The sequence below is a fragment of the Halalkalibacterium halodurans genome, assembly GCF_004376175.1.
Lineage (GTDB): Bacteria > Bacillota > Bacilli > Bacillales > Bacillaceae_D > Halalkalibacterium > Halalkalibacterium halodurans.
Genome location: NZ_SNUY01000006.1, coordinates 84,041 through 102,808, shown reverse-complemented (window position 1 = coordinate 102,808; position 18,768 = coordinate 84,041). Strand labels below are relative to the sequence as shown.

16 protein-coding genes are annotated in these 18,768 nt (G+C 41.8%); 14 read left to right on the top strand and 2 right to left on the bottom strand.

The genetic code is table 11. The annotated features are described in order from the left end of the window. Positions 1-328 precede the first annotated feature (328 nt). From sucC to E2L07_RS03555, 10 genes are all read left to right on the top strand, one after another. A complete protein-coding gene (gene sucC / locus E2L07_RS03600) occupies positions 329-1,489 on the top strand; it encodes an ADP-forming succinate--CoA ligase subunit beta (RefSeq protein WP_010898623.1) in 1,161 nt (386 codons plus the stop codon). A 32-nt stretch (positions 1,490-1,521) separates the two neighbouring features. Next, positions 1,522-2,430 (top strand): succinate--CoA ligase subunit alpha, encoded by a 909-nt coding sequence (sucD, locus tag E2L07_RS03595; protein WP_010898622.1) that lies wholly within the window; start codon positions 1,522-1,524, stop codon positions 2,428-2,430. Positions 2,431-2,510: 80 nt separating this feature from the next. After that, on the top strand, positions 2,511-3,419 hold the full coding sequence (gene dprA, locus E2L07_RS03590; protein WP_053430943.1) for a DNA-processing protein DprA: 909 nt from the start codon (positions 2,511-2,513) through the stop codon (positions 3,417-3,419). Between the two features lie 74 nt (positions 3,420-3,493). Beyond that, a complete protein-coding gene (gene topA, locus E2L07_RS03585; RefSeq protein WP_010898620.1) occupies positions 3,494-5,566 on the top strand; it encodes a type I DNA topoisomerase in 2,073 nt (690 codons plus the stop codon). 181 nt (positions 5,567-5,747) lie between these two features. Beyond that, a complete protein-coding gene (trmFO, locus tag E2L07_RS03580) occupies positions 5,748-7,055 on the top strand; it encodes an FADH(2)-oxidizing methylenetetrahydrofolate--tRNA-(uracil(54)-C(5))-methyltransferase TrmFO (protein ID WP_053430944.1) in 1,308 nt (435 codons plus the stop codon). 60 nt (positions 7,056-7,115) lie between these two features. Beyond that, positions 7,116-8,030, top strand: a complete 915-nt coding sequence (gene xerC / locus E2L07_RS03575; protein WP_053430945.1) for a tyrosine recombinase XerC — start codon at positions 7,116-7,118, stop codon at positions 8,028-8,030. Between the two features lie 52 nt (positions 8,031-8,082). Continuing rightward, positions 8,083-8,625: an ATP-dependent protease subunit HslV gene (gene hslV / locus E2L07_RS03570; RefSeq protein WP_010898617.1), complete on the top strand. Its 543-nt coding sequence runs from the start codon at positions 8,083-8,085 to the stop codon at positions 8,623-8,625. Positions 8,626-8,671: 46 nt separating this feature from the next. Then, the gene (gene hslU, locus E2L07_RS03565) at positions 8,672-10,066 is read left to right on the top strand and encodes an HslU--HslV peptidase ATPase subunit (RefSeq protein ID WP_243854895.1); all 1,395 of its coding nucleotides are present in this window, start codon (positions 8,672-8,674) and stop codon (positions 10,064-10,066) included. 35 nt (positions 10,067-10,101) lie between these two features. After that, positions 10,102-10,881, top strand: a complete 780-nt coding sequence (gene codY / locus E2L07_RS03560; RefSeq protein WP_010898615.1) for a GTP-sensing pleiotropic transcriptional regulator CodY — start codon at positions 10,102-10,104, stop codon at positions 10,879-10,881. A gap of 174 nt (positions 10,882-11,055) precedes the next feature. After that, a complete protein-coding gene (locus E2L07_RS03555) occupies positions 11,056-12,735 on the top strand; it encodes an IS1182 family transposase (RefSeq protein ID WP_243854894.1) in 1,680 nt (559 codons plus the stop codon). A gap of 51 nt (positions 12,736-12,786) precedes the next feature. Here E2L07_RS03555 and istB read toward each other — a convergent pair whose 3' ends face one another. Beyond that, positions 12,787-13,509, bottom strand: a complete 723-nt coding sequence (istB, locus tag E2L07_RS03550) for an IS21-like element helper ATPase IstB (RefSeq protein WP_134228857.1) — start codon at positions 13,507-13,509, stop codon at positions 12,787-12,789. Continuing rightward, on the bottom strand, positions 13,502-14,965 hold the full coding sequence (gene istA / locus E2L07_RS03545) for an IS21 family transposase (protein WP_134228856.1): 1,464 nt from the start codon (positions 14,963-14,965) through the stop codon (positions 13,502-13,504). Before istA ends, istB begins: the two co-directional genes overlap by 8 nt. Before the next feature lie 331 nt (positions 14,966-15,296). Between istA and E2L07_RS03540 the strand changes: the two genes are divergently transcribed. The 4 genes from E2L07_RS03540 to fliE all read left to right on the top strand — a co-directional run bounded on the left by E2L07_RS03540 (position 15,297) and on the right by fliE (position 18,734). Beyond that, positions 15,297-16,934: an IS1182 family transposase gene (locus tag E2L07_RS03540; RefSeq protein WP_134228860.1), complete on the top strand. Its 1,638-nt coding sequence runs from the start codon at positions 15,297-15,299 to the stop codon at positions 16,932-16,934. A gap of 617 nt (positions 16,935-17,551) precedes the next feature. Then, positions 17,552-17,950 carry a flagellar basal body rod protein FlgB gene (gene flgB / locus E2L07_RS03535; RefSeq protein ID WP_134228855.1) on the top strand — a complete coding sequence of 133 codons (399 nt, stop codon included), beginning with the start codon at positions 17,552-17,554 and terminating at the stop codon, positions 17,948-17,950. Positions 17,951-17,954: 4 nt separating this feature from the next. Continuing rightward, the gene (gene flgC, locus E2L07_RS03530; RefSeq protein ID WP_010898613.1) at positions 17,955-18,413 is read left to right on the top strand and encodes a flagellar basal body rod protein FlgC; all 459 of its coding nucleotides are present in this window, start codon (positions 17,955-17,957) and stop codon (positions 18,411-18,413) included. Positions 18,414-18,425: 12 nt separating this feature from the next. Then, entirely contained in the window at positions 18,426-18,734 is a 309-nt protein-coding gene (gene fliE, locus E2L07_RS03525; RefSeq protein ID WP_134228854.1) for a flagellar hook-basal body complex protein FliE, read from the top strand. Positions 18,735-18,768 lie beyond the last annotated feature (34 nt).

Sequence of the window (18,768 nt, the reverse complement as noted above, 5' to 3'; positions counted from 1 at the left end):
TAGTTGCTTTAACCATATCAGAAATGGATTCTTTTTTCATTTATTTGATGCATGGACCATTTAGCTCAATACCTTGATAGATAAGCATTATTTGGTTATCAAAGATTTTTTATGAATAATTCAGGTTGATTTCCCACCTACTGTCGTTTACTGCCGGATTTGCGGGAAAGAATTGAAGAACCCCTCCCAAAATATTTGAAAAAGTGCTAAAATGAAAAAGGATCATGCGAAGTGCCTCAAATCATGCATGATGTCACTGATGAATTCCATAAGCATACGGCAATAGCAGTATGTAAAATCTTGCATTTGACAGGAGGATGGAGAGAGAATGAATATCCATGAGTACCAAGGGAAAGAGCTCCTTCGTCAGTACGGTGTAGCGGTTCCGAACGGAAAAGTTGCCTTTTCTGTTGACGAAGCGGTTGAAGCAGCAAAAGAGCTCGGCTCTAATGTTTGTGTGGTAAAAGCGCAAATTCACGCAGGGGGTCGAGGAAAAGCAGGCGGCGTCAAGGTGGCGAAAAATCTTGATGAGGTTCGTACATATGCTGACGAGATTTTAGGAAAAACGTTAGTTACTCATCAAACAGGTCCTGAAGGTAAAGAAGTTAAGCGCTTACTTATCGAAGAAGGGTGCGACATCCAGAAAGAGTACTATGTTGGCCTTGTCCTCGACAGAGCCACTTCTCGCGTTGTCATGATGGCATCTGAAGAAGGTGGTACTGAAATCGAGGAAGTGGCAGAAAAAACACCTGAAAAAATCTTTAAAGAAATCATCGATCCAGTGGTCGGCTTACAAGGCTTCCAAGCGCGCAGATTGGCGTTCAACATCAACATTCCGAAAGAGCTCGTTGGACAAGCAGTGAAGTTCATGCTCGGATTGTACAAAGTATTTGTTGAAAAAGATTGCTCTATTGCCGAGATCAATCCGCTCGTCACAACAGGTGATGGAAAGGTCATGGCCCTTGATGCGAAGCTAAACTTTGATTCGAATGCTCTTTATCGTCAAAAGGCTATCCTCGAATTCCGTGATTTAGACGAAGAGGATCCAAAGGAAATCGAAGCGTCAAAATATGATTTGAGCTACATTTCTTTAGATGGAAATATCGGCTGCATGGTAAACGGTGCAGGTTTAGCCATGGCAACAATGGATATTATTAAACATTACAACGGTGAACCGGCGAACTTCCTCGATGTTGGAGGCGGTGCGACGGCAGAGAAAGTTACAGAAGCGTTCAAGATCATTCTTTCTGATGAAAGTGTTAAAGGAATCTTTGTTAACATTTTCGGTGGTATCATGAAATGTGATGTCATCGCAGAAGGGGTTATTCAAGCGACGAAGGAAGTAGGATTAAGCATCCCTCTTGTCGTTCGCCTTGAAGGAACAAACGTTGATTTAGGTAAGAAAAAGCTTGAAGAGTCTGGATTAAACATTACAGCAGCCGATTCAATGGCAGACGGTGCACAAAAAATTGTTTCTCTCGTGAAATAGAATGATAGGATTAGAAAGGCGGGACGTGGAGAATGAGTATCTTAATTAACAAGGATACAAAAGTCATCGTACAAGGGATTACTGGTGCAACAGGTTTGTTCCATACAAAGCAAGCAGTTGAATATGGAACAAACATTGTCGGTGGTGTAACACCTGGAAAAGGCGGAACAGAAGTAGAAGGCATCCCGGTATTTGATACGGTGAGTCAAGCGGTTGAAGCGACAGGTGCAAACGCTTCTGTTATTTATGTACCGCCAGCATTTGCTGCAGATGCAATCATGGAAGCTGTCGATGCTGAGCTCGACCTTGCCATTTGTATTACAGAGGGAATTCCTGTGATGGACATGGTAAAGGTTAAGCGTTATATGGAAGGGAAAAAGACCCGTTTAGTTGGGCCAAACTGCCCGGGTGTGATCACGCCGGAAGAGTGCAAAATTGGGATCATGCCTGGCTATATTCATAAAAAAGGCCACGTTGGCGTTGTGTCCCGCTCCGGAACATTAACGTACGAAGCGGTCCATCAGCTTTCAACAGCCGGCATTGGACAGTCAACGGCTGTCGGTATCGGCGGAGATCCAGTAAATGGCACAAACTTCATTGATGTCCTAAAGTTATTTAATGAAGACCCTGACACATACGCAGTTATCATGATCGGTGAAATTGGTGGTACGGCGGAAGAAGAAGCGGCAGAGTGGATCAAAGCCAATATGACAAAGCCAGTTGTCGGATTTATTGGTGGTCAAACAGCACCTCCAGGAAAGCGCATGGGTCATGCTGGTGCGATCATCTCTGGCGGAAAAGGAACGGCCGCTGAAAAAATTAAAACGCTCGAAAGCTGCGGCGTAAAAGTAGCGGAAACGCCTTCCGTTATGGGAGAAACGCTTATTTCCGTTCTTAAAGAGCAAGGGCTTTTAGAAAAGTGCACGACACATCAAGTATAATCTTCACATAAAAAGCTCCCTTGATGGGGGCTTTTTCCCCTTTGTTACCTCCGCCTAACAGGAAGAAAGGATGTGGCTTTTTGTCCTCACGAGCCAAACGGTTAACTCACCTTGCAAGTCTACCATCCATGTCACGCGCCCTACTTAAAAAAATTCTCCATTTTGATGAAACATTGACTGTAATTTTTAAGCAATCCCACGTACAATTATCCGAAACCTATGGACTTTCGACAAAAAAAGCACGACATCTCTACGAGCATTTACGACGGGTTTCAACAGATTTCTGGTCCGAATATTATAAGAAAAAGCAAATCGTTCCGGTTACGATCTTTGACAAAGGGTACCCAAACCTGTTAAAAGAGATTTATGACCCACCGTTTGTGTTGTTTTGCAGAGGGAGAATGAATACACTTTATTCAGAAAAGCGATTGGCGATTGTAGGAACGAGAAAACCTTCAACGACTGGGTTAAAAAGCTTGGAGCTTCTTATTCCTCCACTCCTACAGGACGGTTGGGTAATCGTGAGTGGATTTGCCGCAGGGGTGGATATACATGCCCATCAATTAACTGTGAAAAATGGGGGGCAGACGATCGCCGTTCTCGCCCATGGGCACGACAATCTTTATCCTGCTGCTCATCGCCCATTTGCTGAACACGAAATGGTCAGCCAACTGATGATTAGCGAATATCCACCTTATGTAAAGCCGAGGCCGTGGCAGTTTCCTGAACGGAACCGAATCATAAGCGGATTATGTGCTGGGACGGTCGTCATTGAAGCAAAAGAAAAAAGCGGCTCGCTTATCACGGCTGACCAAGCCCTAGAACAAGGACGTGATGTTTTTGCTGTGCCGGGAGCGATCACCAATCAGAAAGCAGCTGGGACGAATCAGTTAATTCAACAAGGGGCAAAATTAATTCAACGAGCGGACGATATAATAGAAGAACTTTGTGGATTTCAACAATCTTGTGACAGTGACAAGTTTTTCTAACTTCTGTTTGACAAAAGGAGAAACTCTGCTTCATAATAGGGAAGATTCATTTCTGTGAAAGGGGGAGGATTTTTGTGGCAGACTATTTAGTAATCGTGGAATCTCCCGCTAAAGCGAAAACGATTGGAAAGTACTTGGGAAAAAAATATACGGTAAAGGCGTCCATGGGTCATGTTCGTGACTTACCGAAAAGTCAAATGGGCGTTGATATAGAGGACGAGTATAGTCCGAGGTATATAACGATCCGCGGAAAGGGACCAGTATTAAAAGAGTTAAAAAGCGCCGCCAAGAAGGTGAAACGCGTCTATTTAGCAGCCGACCCGGATCGTGAAGGTGAAGCGATTGCTTGGCATTTAGCTCATAGCTTAGACATTGATGAAACGTCTGAATGCCGTGTAGTATTTAATGAAATTACGAAACAAGCGATAAAAGATGCTTTTAAAAGCCCGAGGCCGATCAATATGGACTTAGTTGACGCCCAGCAGGCAAGACGGGTTTTGGATCGTCTCGTTGGGTATAACATTAGCCCTTTATTATGGAAAAAAGTAAAAAAAGGGTTAAGCGCTGGACGTGTTCAATCCGTCGCCGTTAAGATGATTATTGATCGGGAGAAAGAAATTCAAGCGTTTGAACCTGAAGAATATTGGAGCATACAAGGGACATTCGCCTTGGACGGAGAGCCTTTTGAAGCAAAGTTCTATGGAACGAACGGTAAAAAGGTAGAGCTTAAATCAGAAGATGACGTGAATAACGTATTGGCAAAGTTAAAAGGCGATCAGTTTCACGTCGATTCCGTACAGAAAAAGGAACGAAAGCGAAATCCGGTCAGCCCGTTCACCACGTCTTCACTGCAGCAGGAAGCCGCTCGGAAATTAAACTTCCGCGCGAAGAAAACAATGATGCTCGCACAACAACTGTATGAAGGTATTGACTTAGGAAAAGAAGGTACGGTAGGTCTCATTACATACATGCGTACAGATTCTACTCGTATTTCCGATACAGCGAAAGCGGAAACAAAAGAATACATTGAATCAAAATTTGGAAAAGAATATGCGCAAAATGGGACGAAGGCAGTAAAGAAAGACAAAAAATCCCAAGATGCCCATGAAGCGATCAGGCCAACCTCAGTCGAGCGAGATCCTAAATCGTTGAAGGAGTACCTATCTCGCGATCAGCTACGTCTCTATAAATTAATTTGGGAGCGGCTTGTCGCTAGTCAAATGGCTCCTGCGATTATGGACACGATGACCGTCGATCTTTCCAATGAAGGCGTCTTGTTTCGAGCAACAGGTTCAAAGGTGAAATTTCCTGGATTTATGAAAGTCTACATCGAAGGAAATGACGAAGGGAAGAAGGAAGAAGATCGTCTTCTCCCGAACTTACAAGAAGGGCAAACGGTGACGAAAGAAGAGATCGAACCGAGCCAACACTTTACACAGCCGCCTCCTCGATATACGGAGGCTCGACTTGTGAAGACAATGGAGGAGCTTGGTATCGGCCGCCCATCCACCTATGCACCGACGCTTGATACGATTCAAAAACGCGGCTATGTGGCCCTTGATGAGCGGAGGTTTGTTCCAACCGAGCTCGGTGAAATTGTCCTTGAGCTCATGACAGAGTTTTTTCCTGAAATTCTTGATGTTGAATTTACGGCCAAGATGGAAGATGACCTCGACTCAATCGAGGAAGGTAAGCAGCAATGGATTAAGATCATCGACGATTTCTATAAAGGGTTTGAAGAACGGTTAAAAGTCGCAGAAGAAGAAATGAAAGAAGTCGAAATTAAAGATGAACCGACGGGAGAAATGTGTGAAAAGTGCGGCCATGAAATGGTGTACAAAATGGGGCGTTACGGCAAATTTATGGCCTGTTCCAACTTCCCGGACTGTCGAAACACAAAGCCAATCGTGAAAGAAATTGGTGTGAAATGTCCAAAGTGTGAAAAAGGAGAAATTGTTGAGCGGAAAAGTAAAAAACGTCGGGTGTTTTATGGTTGTAATCAATACCCTGAGTGCGATTTCGTCTCGTGGGATAAACCGATCGCCCGTTCATGTCCGAAGTGTTCAAGCTATCTTGTAGAAAAACGGACGAAAAAACAAGTTCAAGTTCAATGTTCTTCCTGTGATTACAAAGAGGAAGCAAATTAAGCAACTTTGTGTCAAAAACCACCTATGAGTTGCAATGGTAGCTTAAACGTATTATGATTTGTTTTGGTTATCTTAAGTACTGGAAGAAAGCCTGACACGTAAAGTGGTTGGGCTTTTTGCAAGTTTGTAAACATTAAATGAACATTTGTATTTTGACGAAGAGAGGCAAAAGGAGGTCATTATGTCTACGCCACATATTAATGTTATCGGAGCAGGGTTGGCTGGAAGTGAAGCTGCATGGCAAATCGCTGAGCGGGGAATCGCTGTCTACCTATACGAGATGCGTCCAGTGAAGCAAACACCTGCCCATCATACGGATAAATTTGCAGAGCTTGTCTGCAGCAATTCGCTGCGTGGAAATAGTTTGACGAATGCAGTTGGTGTGTTGAAAGAAGAGATGCGGCGTTTGAATTCGGTTATTATCCGTTCAGCTGACCGTTGCTCGGTTCCAGCAGGGGGAGCTCTAGCTGTGGATCGTCATGAATTTGCGCAAGCGGTTACCGAAGCGGTACGAGAGCACCCGAATGTAACGGTTTTTACCGAGGAAATTCAAAAGATCCCTGATGGACCAACGGTCATAGCGACAGGCCCGTTAACGTCAAAAGCATTATCCGAGCAGCTAAAACAATTAACCGGTGAAGAATACTTATACTTTTACGACGCAGCCGCTCCTATAATTGAAACCGATTCAATTAATATGGACAAAGTCTACCTCAAGTCGCGTTATGATAAAGGAGAAGCAGCCTATTTAAATTGTCCGATGACAGAGGAGGAGTTTGATCGGTTTTATGAGGCTCTCACCTCTGCAGAGACGGTCCCTTTAAAAGAGTTCGAAAAGGAAGTTTTCTTTGAAGGCTGTATGCCTGTTGAAGTTATGGCCAAACGAGGGAAAAAGACGCTTCTATTCGGACCGATGAAGCCAGTCGGTTTAGAGGACCCAAAAACAGGTAAGCGCCCGTACGCAGTCGTGCAATTACGACAAGACAACCAGTCGGGGACACTGTATAATATTGTCGGCTTCCAAACCCATTTAAAGTGGGGGCCGCAAAAAGAAGTGATTCAATTAATTCCAGGGTTAGAAAACGCAGAGATCGTCCGCTACGGTGTCATGCATCGCAATACGTTTATTAATTCACCTAACTTATTAAAGCCAACCTATCAATACAAGAAGCGGAAAGATCTTTTCTTTGCTGGACAGATTACAGGGGTTGAAGGGTACGTGGAATCCGCGGCAGCCGGTCTTGTCGCAGGTCTCAATGCGGCACGTCTCGTCCAAGGCAAAGAGCTCGTTGTATTCCCAGATACGACGATGCTAGGAAGCATGGCGAATTACATTACAACAGCCAATTCGAAAAATTTCCAGCCTATGAATGCCAACTTTGGCTTACTACCACCTCTTGATACCCGGATCAAGGATAAAAAAATACGCTATGAAACGTTAGCTGGGCGGGCACTAGAATCAATTCAGAATTTTGTGAAAAAAATGTAAATAGTATTGCCCCCTGACGAAACATATGTTAGAATTTAAAAGCTTTAAAAGAGGTGGTCAATGGTGGAAATTCGAAACGATCAATGGGTCTCGGCTTTTCTTCTTTATTTGAAAATGGAAAAAAATCATTCTCCTCATACGATCATAAATTATGAGTTAGATTTAAGGCATTTTCGTGACTTTATGGAGCAGCAGTCAATCCCATCGTTTGCTGCTGTTTCTTATGCATTTGTACGCCACTATTTAACCGTTCTTTATGAACAGGAATATGCGAGATCCACCGTTTCACGAAAACTTTCCACGTTAAGAAGCTTTTATCAATTTCTCGTCCGGGAAAAATGGGTGATGGAAAACCCATTTTTGCTAGCCCATACGCCAAAAGGGGTGAAAAAACTTCCCTCCTTTCTTTATGAAGAGGAAATGGAGCAGTTACTTGATGCACTAAACGGAGACTCACCATTGCAATTACGAAACCGAGCCTTGTTTGAAACAATTTATGCTTCGGGCTTGCGTGTAAGTGAATGTTGTGGACTGAAGCTTCAAGATGTAGACCTTTCCCTAGGTACCGTCTTTGTTTTTGGGAAAGGACGAAAAGAGCGCTACGTTCCAATCGGCTCATTTGCGTGTGACGCCATCCAAGAGTACATAGAAAATGGGAGAGAAAAGCTGCTAAAAAAAAGTAAAAGTGTAGATCTTCCCGGCGATTTATTCCTAAATTACCGGGGCGGTCCCCTTACAGAACGAGGAGTGCGAAAAATTTTGCACCAGGCTCTTGACCAGGCGGCTCTCTCTACTCGCGTAAGCCCGCATTCTTTGCGCCATTCGTTCGCCACTCATTTGTTGAACAATGGGGCTGACCTTCGCGTCGTTCAAGATTTGCTTGGCCACGAGAACTTATCAACGACACAAGTGTATACACATGTAACGAAGGATCGATTAAGGGACGTATATCGAACTCATCACCCACGCGCATAAAATAGGTAGAGTACATGAAAGCCGTAATTTATTTCGTAAGGAGGCTTAACGAATGGAAATGACATTCCATGCAACGACTATTTTTGCCATCCATCATAATGGGAAATGTGCGATGGCAGGCGATGGCCAAGTCACATTTGGAAATGCCGTGGTTATGAAACATACAGCAAGGAAAGTACGTAAAATCTATCATGGCAAAGTGTTAGCTGGTTTTGCAGGTTCTGTTGCCGACGCGTTCACATTGTTTGAAAAATTTGAAGCGAAGCTAGAAGAATTCAATGGCAACTTACAGCGATCTGCTGTTGAGGTCGCAAAAGAATGGCGTAGCGATAAAGTTCTTCGTCGGTTGGAGGCAATGCTTATCGTCATGAACGAAGAGCATTTGTTACTCGTCTCAGGAACGGGAGAAGTGATCGAGCCAGATGACGGTATTTTAGCGATCGGCTCTGGAGGGAATTATGCGTTAGCGGCCGGCCGCGCCCTGAAGAAAAAGGCTCCGCAATTATCAGCTAGAGAAATCGCCCAAGCAGCTCTTGAGACAGCTGGAGACATTTGCGTTTATACGAATGATCAATTGATTGTGGAAGAACTGTAAACCTAACGCCATGGCTTGGAAAGAAGATGTTTGGAGGGTGATGAAATTGAAAAGCGTTCTTACACCAAGACAAATTGTTGAACGGCTCGATCAGTATATCGTAGGTCAAGAAGGTGCGAAGCGATCTGTCGCGATTGCGCTGCGAAACCGTTATCGACGCTTCCAACTAGAAGATAAACTCCGGGACGAAATTACACCAAAGAACATATTAATGATTGGTCCAACAGGAGTTGGGAAAACAGAGATTGCAAGAAGGTTAGCGAAGCTTGTAGGTGCACCATTTGTCAAAGTAGAAGCGACAAAGTTTACAGAAGTTGGCTATGTGGGTAGAGATGTGGAATCGATGATTCGTGATCTTGTAGAAACCTCAGTTCGCCTCGTAAAAGAAGAAAAGATGAAGGATGTTAAAAAGCAGGCGGAAGAACAAGCCAACCAGCGGATTGTTGAGCTGCTCGTACCAGCAAAGAAAAAAACACAAGCATATAAAAATCCTCTAGAGATGCTCTTTGGTCAGCAGCAAGAAAATACGGACCATCAGGAAACGTCGGCGGAGCAAGACACATTGACGGAGCGGCGACGACGAATGAGTCATCAACTTGCACTTGGTGAACTGGAAGACCACTATGTGACGGTTGAAGTGGAAGAACAGACACCGCAATTTTTTGATATGCTCCAAGGTTCTGGAATGGAACAAATGGGGATGAATATGCAAGAAATGTTAGGGAATATGATGCCGAAAAAACGGAAAAAACGTAAACTCACTGTACGCGAAGCACGGAGGGTGCTGACAGAAGAAGAGGCACAGAAGTTGATTGACATGGATGAAGTGACCCAAGAAGCTGTTTCAAAAGCGGAACAATTGGGAATTGTGTTTATAGACGAAATCGACAAAATTGCTGGAAAAGGACAACAGAGTGCCGATGTGTCCCGTGAAGGAGTGCAGCGTGATATTTTGCCAATCGTTGAAGGTTCCACGGTTGTAACGAAGTACGGACCGGTATCAACCGATCACATGCTGTTTATTGGAGCCGGCGCTTTCCATGTAGCCAAACCTTCCGACCTCATTCCAGAGCTGCAAGGGCGATTCCCGATTCGTGTGGAGTTGAGTAATTTAACGGTGGATGATTTTGTCCGTATTTTAGTTGAACCTGACAATGCGTTATTGAAGCAATATGCTGCTCTATTGGAAACAGAAGGTATAAAAATCGTGTTTACTGACGAAGCTGTTCATAAGATTGCGACGATTGCAACAGAAGTAAATCAGGAGACAGAAAATATCGGAGCGAGACGACTGCACACGCTTCTTGAACGGTTGCTTGAAGATTTGTCATTTGAAGCACCGGATGTAAATTTAGAGGAAATAGTCATCACACCAGAGTATGTAACAGAGAAGCTAGCGGCCATTGCAAAAAATCGAGATTTAAGTCAATACATTTTATGACGATGTAATAACTAGGAGGAGATTAACAAATGGAAATGAGTTTATTATCAAGAATGCGTAAAATTAATGACATGTTACAAAAATCTGGGGTTCAACACGTAAACTTCCGCGAAATGGCTGAAACGTTGCGCGATGTTATTAGTGCAAATATTTTTGTTGTAAGCCGTCGGGGAAAGCTACTAGGCTTTGCGATAAAGCAAGAGATTGAAAACGAGCGAATGAAAAAGATGCTTGAGGACCGTCAATTCCCAGAAGAATATACGACAGGCCTATTCAAGGTTGAAGAAACATCTGCTAACCTAGATATTAATAGCGAATTCACGGCTTTCCCAGTTGAAAATAAAGAATTATTTAAAACAGGATTGACGACGATCGTTCCTATTTCAGGGGGAGGACAACGCCTCGGAACTTTGATTTTGGCACGTCTCAACGATTCGTTTAACGATGATGACCTCATCCTTGCAGAATACGGTGCAACGGTTGTAGGAATGGAAATTCTTCATGAGAAGACGCAAGAGATTGAAGAGGAAGCACGAAGCAAAGCAGTTGTGCAAATGGCGATTAGCTCATTATCCTATAGTGAGCTCGAAGCGGTTGAGCACATTTTTGAAGAGCTGGATGGTAAGGAAGGCTTACTTGTCGCTAGTAAAATTGCAGACCGTGTCGGTATTACACGTTCAGTGATTGTTAACGCCTTGAGAAAGCTTGAGAGCGCTGGTGTTATTGAATCGCGCTCACTAGGGATGAAAGGGACCTACATTAAAGTGTTGAATGATAAATTTTTAGTTGAGTTAGAGAAAATTAAAGCTAGCTAAAACTTTTGTAAAAAAGGGGCTGGGACAAAACCCCAGGAAATAAAAAAATAAGGCGTAGGAGCTTACACTAAAAAGTGTAGGCTTCACGCCTTTTTATTCGTATTTTGTGTAAACCAAAAGGACACCTTTTGATAAAATTAAAGTGACTAAACAATAATTTTTGGAGGTGTCCTTATGTTTAAACAGTATACCATGAATCAAATTGTTTTGCCGCTAGATTTAGAAATAAAATTACAAGAAAATGATATTGCTTTTGCGATTAATGACCTTGTAGAGAGCATACCAGAGGAAGCATTCAAAGATTTCTTACGCCAAACTGGACGTCCTGCCTATCATCCTCGTATGATGTTAAAAGTTATTTTGTGTGGGTATACACAATCTGTGTTTTCTGGTCGTAAGATAGAAGCGTTGCTCCAAGACAGTATTCGGATGATGTGGTTAGCCCAAGGAAATGAGCCGAGCTATCGGACGATTAATCGTTTCCGTTCCAATCCACTTATTGAAAAATTACTGCGCGAATGTTTTGTCCAATTCCGTAATCAACTCGTGGAAAAGGAGTTGATTGAAGAAGAAGCAATTTTTATTGATGGTACGAAGATTGAAGCGAACGCAAACAAATTTACCTTTGTATGGAGAAAATCCGTCGAACAATATAGTGAAAAATTAATAGAAAAGTCCAACCAACTGTATGATGAATTATTGGAAAAGGAAATTATCCCAGCGATAGAACGAGAAAGTAAAGAAGAACTAACCGTTAAAGAAATGGAAGAAGTGGTCAAAAAGTTAGACGAAACAGTCAGCGAATATGATAAAAAAATTGAAGCTTGTGAGGTCGGCAGTGAACGGAAGAACATTCGCGCTGAACGTAAAGCACCAAAACAAGCTCGTAAGCAGTTCATGGATTTCATTGCTCGTAAACAAAAGTATCAAAAAGATATGGAGACTTTCGGCGAACGCAATAGCTATTCAAAAACTGATCCTGATGCGACGTTTATGCGGATGAAGGACGATTACATGAAGAACGGTCAATTGAAAGCTGGTTATAATGTACAACTTGCGACAGAAGGTCAATACGCACTCGCTTACGATGTTTTTCCAAATCCAACAGATACACGCACCTTGATTCCATTTCTTCAAACGATAGAAGATTTCTTCGAATTACCAGAATATATCGTTGCAGATGCAGGATACGGAAGCGAACAGAACTATGAAGAAATCATTGAGAATCGAAATCGAACGCCACTTATTACATACAATCAGTATCGAAAGGAAAAGAAAAGGAAACACAAAGACAATGCTTTTCATGTAGACAATTGGGATTATAATGAGGAAGAGGACGCTTTCCGATGTCCAAATGGTCAAAAAGTATGGTTTAGCCATCAGTCCAAACGAACAGACAGGTACGGATTCACACGGGAATTTAAAGTGTACGAATGTGAAGATTGTTCAGGCTGTCCATTCCGCGAACTGTGCACGAAAGCAAAAGAAGGCAACAATCGAAAAGTCTACATTAATGAAAAGTGGGAATCTCAAAAAGAAAATATACGTATGAAGCTTTCAGACGAGAAAACTGGTGAAATTTACAGGAAACGAAAAGTTGAAGTAGAACCAGTGTTCGGTTTTCTGAAGGCTAATTTGGGTTTCACTCGAATGTCCGTCAGAGGCAAAGATAAAGTGAAAAATGAATTGGGGTTTGCATTTATGGCCGTGAACTTGAGAAAGTACACGGCCACGAACGGTGACATAGGGCCAGGAAATAAGAAAAACTCCACAAAAAAGGTTCCAAGCACTTATTATTTGCTTGGAACCTTTTTACTTACTATTTTTGGTGTATTTTGCAAGCAAAAAGTTTAGAAGAATGCAATGAAAAGTTTAGAACTTTGCCAGCCCTTACTTTCTTTCTAATTAGCGATTCGATAATGCATGTTTCACACGGTAACTATCGCCAGTAAAACTTAAAATATGTGCGTGATGTATCACTCGATCCACCAAGGCAGCGGTGAGCCGTGCATCCACAAATATTTTATTCCACTGACTAAATTCTAAATTGGACGTAATAATAAGGCTTTTCTGTTCATACCAATCGGAAATCAATTGAAATAATAACTCAGCTCCATCCTTACTAAATGGCACGTATCCCATCTCATCAAGAATGATCATATCGACTTTATTGAATCGGTTACGTAATAGTTGATATCGGCCTTCTGCCCAGGACTTTTCCAAAAGGTCTATTAAATCAGCTACCCGGTAGAAACGGACCTCATATCCGTTTCTACAAGCCTTACGACCCAATGCTGTTGCCAAATGGGATTTCCCAGTTCCTGGCGCTCCGGATAGAATGACATTCTCTTTTCTCTTGATAAATGAAAGGGACTCCAGACCATCTCTGTCGAGATTTGTTGGGAAATGAATATGTTCGCCCCAACGATAATCATCTAGTTCCTTTTCATTCATGAATTTTGCCTTTTTAATTAGGCGTTCTCCTTTTGCTATTTCCCTTAACTCTATTTCTTGTTGTAGTAAATCTATCAAGTATTGTTCTGGATTCTCGAAAGGAACCTTCTCGTACATGTCGGCTACATATGCTAAACGAAGCAATTTACATTTCTCTCTAATCGCATCAGTCATGATATACACCCTCCTTAACGGTAGGCTGGAGGGAGTCATAAATACTCCAATTTACATCATAAGGATGGTTCGTAGAATCATCCAGACTCGCATCAAACTGTTTTTCTTCTGGTAGTAACTCATAGAAGCGTTCGTCTATTTCTTGCATATCATGATTTACAATTAAGCTTAGTAACCACTCTACACGTTCTTTTCTTAATTTCATTGATTCAATGTTTAAGTAATAAGAAATTCTGCCGGGCAGGTAGGGGAAATACCGAGAATATACAATGGATCGTGGCTTCTGTTTCCAATTTTTTAAGATGGATTGCCACGGAATTTCCCTTGTTTGATTCATATACCGTCTAGGTCCTTTGGAGAGCACTTCACCGTTGCGGGTGACGACTTTATAGTGATCCCAATATAAAATCAAATGCAGTTTACCGTAATGGTAACTTGTAGGCACATGGACCAGCACTCCATCAACCTTTACTTCACCATATTTATTAGCGGTTACCATTGATTGCTTAAATACCGGATACTCGGACTCAGGTAAAGCTAGTCCATAATTCTTTTCCTCTTCAAACAGATCTGCAATTAAGATATCCTTCTTATAATGGAGGCGTTGTTGATCCCTTTTACTCTGGTCAAATAACAAAGCACGTAAGTGTGTTAAATCTTTGATCACAGGAGAAGGAGTGAAAAAGTTATAACGTACATATCCCACTTTGTTTTCGACATGTCCTTTTTCATTTCCTTTTCTTGCATTACAGGCTTGCGGCTCAAATCCATAATGGCTGGCAAAGCGAAGAAACTCTTCATTGAAAACAGTTTCTTCCCCACGCCCCCTTGCCTTTACTACTGCTGCTGAAAGGTTATCTAACCGAAGTTTCCTTGGAACGAATCCCGATTGTTTAAAGAGTATTTTAAGACCTTCTAAAAAGCACTCCTGGTTTTCTGCAGGCAGAGGAACGGTAAAACCTGCGTTACTATATGGAAAACTCATCACTAGTGCATGGATGTCCTTTGCTTGTCCATCTTCAATTGCCTCGGTAATGCCAAAATCTATTTGGGCTTCGGCGGGAGGATGGGTTAGCCTTTCATATTCCTCTTTCAATTCATCCGATTCATCTAATACTTTTTCTTTCCATTCTTCTTTAATGAAGTTACAAACGGTTCGATAAGAACCGGTAAACCCTAATTTCTGTAACCCTTCAAATATATTTTTATTGTTTCTTCTCGATTTCTTTTTGAGGGCATAATCTTCAACGAGCCAGTCAATTACAATTTCTCCCCACTTTTCTTCATACATCATGCCTTTTTTCTCAAGAATCTTTTCTGTAGGTAATTGATCATCATCCGCATATTTTTTAACTGTTACCCAACTAAAACCAGTACGTTTGGAGATTTCATTGATCGATAGGGATTTTATATTCCTTAACTTTTTGATATGATTGATTTCAGGCATTGCTAGCATCCTTTCATCCTCCCACCATTAGTTGATTAGACACCAATAACGGTAGGGTATTTTGAGAGGGCTGGCAAGCCTTTTCTATTTGTGCAACCTTCTAACATTTTGGTTGCAATACTCTTAACTTTTATTTTGCACTAAACATTTGGCTAGTTTTGTCCCAGCCTCTTTTACGTAAGGGGCTGTCCCATAAGTCAAAATGATTGACTTATGGGCAGCCCTTTTGAATACAAAAAAATCGCCCCGTTCGTTATAATGTAAGTACCCACACAAACAAAATAAGAAAACGGAGGCGATTCTTTTGAGTAACTCTATAGCTACTTTCATTCATTATAACATGGACCAATTAGTCCTTCCAATGGATTTTAGCGATCTCATCCCCGAAGACCATGTGGCGCGTGTGGTGAATGACATGGTGGAAATGGTGGATGAAGATCTCTTCTACGCCCCATATAAAGGTGGCGGCCGGAGTGCCTACCACCCAAAGATGATGACGAAAATCATTTTGTATGCCTACACGCAAAAATTATATTCGTGTCGCGACATTGCCAAGTCCCTGCGTGAACATCTTCCGATGATGTGGTTGGCCGCTCGTCAAACACCAGATTTCCGCACCATTAATCGTTTTCGCTCGGAACGAATGAAAGACATCATTGAGCCATTGTTTACGTCCCTCATTCAGTTACTGCTCGACCAAAACTACATCACCATGGACAACTACTTTCTCGATGGAACCAAAATCGAGGCGAATGCCAATCGATATACGTTTGTTTGGAAAAAGTCCGTCCAGAAGTATAAGGAGCGGCTACAGGACAAGCTCGAAGAATTATTCGCCCACATTGAAGAGACGATTGATTCCGATAACCAGCAGGTAGAGAATGATCAAGGGGAAAACAAGCGTGTGACTTCTGAACAGTTACGTGAAGCTGTCACTCAAGTGGAAAAACAGGCGAATCAAGCGGAACAAGCCCTTCATGACGAACAAGATCCGGTTCTGAAAAAAGAGAAAAAAGCGGAAGCTCGTCACTGGCGCCAATTACATAAGAAGTTAAACACAGACTATCTGCCACGCTTAGAAAGATACGAAAATCAATTAGCGACATTCGGTGATCGAAATAGTTTCTCCAAAACCGATCGAGATGCCACATTTATGCGTATGAAGGAAGATCATATGAAAAACGGTCAACTGAAACCCGGATATAATGTACAGGCAGGGACCGAAAATCAATTCATTGTCGGTTATTCCATTCATCAACGCCCAACAGATACTCGTTGTTTGATTCCACACCTTCGTATGCTTGAAGAACGCCAACTTCCCTTTCCAAAGAAGCTAATCGCAGACGCTGGTTATGGAAGTGAGCCCAACTATTTATATATCGCTGAAAACGAATGGGATGCCCTCATCCCTTATCATACGATGAGAAAAGAAGAAAGCCGGGTCTATCGGAACGACCCATGGAAGGTACAGAACTGGACGTATTTGGAACATGATGATACCTATATATGCCCAAATAACCGGAGAGTGACTTTTCGATACTACCGCAAACGAACGGATGCCTACGGATACGAACGAGACTTCAAAATATATGAATGTGAAGACTGTACCGGGTGTCCATTCAAGACGGATTGTACAAAAGCGAAAGGCAATCGCCAGATTCACTATAATCCGGTATATGAAGAAGGAAAATCAAAAATGAAACGAGCCCTTGATACGGAAGAAGGCGCAAAGACCTATCGAAAACGGAAAACAGAGGTCGAAAGCGTGTTCGGTCATATCAAGGGCAATCGGTCGTTCCGTCGTTTTCACCTTCGTGGCCTTGACAAGGTGAACATTGAGTTTGGGCTGATCGCAATCGCCCACAACTTCCTGAAACAGGCGAAGACCATCCGCCTGTTTCAGGAAGAGATAAACCGATCATCGGAGACAAAAAGCCTGAAGCGACTTATAAATGTCACTTCAGGCTTTTCTTTTTAAGGGCTTTTGAGACAGCCCCTCTTTTGTTTGCAGGTTTTCCTCTCTTCGCTTCCTTCAAACGAGATTTCTGCAGGAGACAGCTCTATGATCGTCTAAAATCGATATGTGAGATATTCAATATATCTAAATACCTATATGAAAAGAGAGGGGAAACCGCTTTCTATAATAGGAAAGAACTATACTTCTTCATTTTTTATCGTAGAATCATTCATAAGGTTCCATGTAAATTTTTCTAATACTAAAGTTTACAATTGCTGATAAGTTTAATATTAAAATCATGTCAAATAATGCCGATTGACGGGAGTTAAGAATTTGATATGATGGAATAGAGGAATATTGTTACAAACTTCCTACTGTTTTCGGATATATACATAAAATCACGAGGTTCATTACAAAGTTCCATTTAATTAATAAGTATTTTGAACTAGTTCTTTTATATTAAAAAATGAAACATTCCCAACACTATTAGACTTTTTTTAATAATTTGGTTAGAATTTCATGTAGAATCCTTTCCTGAAATTCCTGAGTTATGTCGAATTATTTCTAAAAAGCACGATGAAATAGGGACTTTTTATATAGTATAATTGGTGGAAATGTGAAAAAGGAAGGTGACGATATTGAATTTATTCTCTGGTTCGACATTATTCGCACTTGAAAAAGGCTTATATGGGGCCTCCTTACAACAGCGAGCGATCTCACAAAACATTGCCAATATAGATACTCCGAACTATAAAGCGAAGAAAGTAAACTTTCAAAAAGTATTCGATGAAGCTCTATCAAACACTCGTTTACAAGCAAAACGAACCCATGAGAAGCATATAGCGTTTAATAGGTCTCAAGGTTCAAGTCCAGTAGAAACAATAAGGCAAACGGCGTATAACCATAATGGGAACAATGTCGATGTAGATCTTGAGATGACGGAGCTAGCTAAAAATCAAATTTATTACAATGCCTTAATTGAACGAGTAAACGGTAACTTTAACAGTTTGCAGACGGTTATAAGAGGAGGTAGATAACACTATGTCGATCTTTCACGGAATGAACATTAGCGGCTCTGCTTTAACATCACAACGGCTCCGCATGGATGTCATCTCAGCCAACATGGCGAATGCAGAAACAACAAGAGCTAGACAGGTGAATGGAGAATGGGAGCCATATCGACGGAAAATGATCGCCGTTCAACCAAATGAACAAACTCCATTTTCTGCTCATTTACATACAGCGATGAAACGCTCTGAGTCAAAGATCGGAAATGGGGTGAAAGTCTCAGCGATCGTTGAAGACCAAACACCTTTCAAACTTGTTTACCAGCCTGACCATCCTGATGCTAATGAAGAAGGTTATGTTGAAATGCCTAACGTTGATCCTTTGAGGGAAATGGTTGATCTAATGAGTGCGACCCGTTCCTATGAAGCGAATGTTACTACGTTAAACGCATCGAAAAACATCTTGATGAAAGCCTTAGAAATTGGACGTTAGGAGGAATAGTGAATGGCTGAAATTCAAACTGTAACTGCACCGGTCTTTTTAAATCAAGCAAATTCATCTTCCGTAAACAAACACACGCCAGCCGAAGCGCAAGAGACGTTTAAACAAGCGTTGTCTCAAGCGATAAATAATGTAAATGATCTGCAGAAAGTTTCGGCGGAAAAAACGGAGCTTTTAGCAAAAGGCAAAATTAAAGATTTGCATGATGTGATGATTACAGGACAAAAGGCATCGATCACCCTTTCTGCTACGGTGGAAATACGAAATAAAGTCATTGAGGCCTACCAGGAAATCATGCGAATGCAAGTATAATCACCTAATAAGATCGCTCAATTAAACAAAGAAT

Excerpts from the sequence above, each read along its gene's own strand:
- sucC (WP_010898623.1), top strand. The coding sequence starts at position 329 with ATGAATATCCATGAGTACCAAGGGAAAGAGCTCCTTCGTCAGTACGGT.
- sucD (WP_010898622.1), top strand. The coding sequence starts at position 1,522 with ATGAGTATCTTAATTAACAAGGATACAAAAGTCATCGTACAAGGGATT.
- trmFO (WP_053430944.1), top strand. The coding sequence starts at position 5,748 with ATGTCTACGCCACATATTAATGTTATCGGAGCAGGGTTGGCTGGAAGT.
- xerC (WP_053430945.1), top strand. The coding sequence starts at position 7,116 with ATGGTGGAAATTCGAAACGATCAATGGGTCTCGGCTTTTCTTCTTTAT.
- hslV (WP_010898617.1), top strand. The coding sequence starts at position 8,083 with ATGGAAATGACATTCCATGCAACGACTATTTTTGCCATCCATCATAAT.
- codY (WP_010898615.1), top strand. The coding sequence starts at position 10,102 with ATGAGTTTATTATCAAGAATGCGTAAAATTAATGACATGTTACAAAAA.
- E2L07_RS03555 (WP_243854894.1), top strand. The coding sequence starts at position 11,056 with ATGTTTAAACAGTATACCATGAATCAAATTGTTTTGCCGCTAGATTTA.
- istB (WP_134228857.1), bottom strand. The coding sequence starts at position 13,509 with ATGACTGATGCGATTAGAGAGAAATGTAAATTGCTTCGTTTAGCATAT.
- istA (WP_134228856.1), bottom strand. The coding sequence starts at position 14,965 with ATGCTAGCAATGCCTGAAATCAATCATATCAAAAAGTTAAGGAATATA.
- E2L07_RS03540 (WP_134228860.1), top strand. The coding sequence starts at position 15,297 with ATGGACCAATTAGTCCTTCCAATGGATTTTAGCGATCTCATCCCCGAA.
- flgC (WP_010898613.1), top strand. The coding sequence starts at position 17,955 with ATGTCGATCTTTCACGGAATGAACATTAGCGGCTCTGCTTTAACATCA.
- fliE (WP_134228854.1), top strand. The coding sequence starts at position 18,426 with ATGGCTGAAATTCAAACTGTAACTGCACCGGTCTTTTTAAATCAAGCA.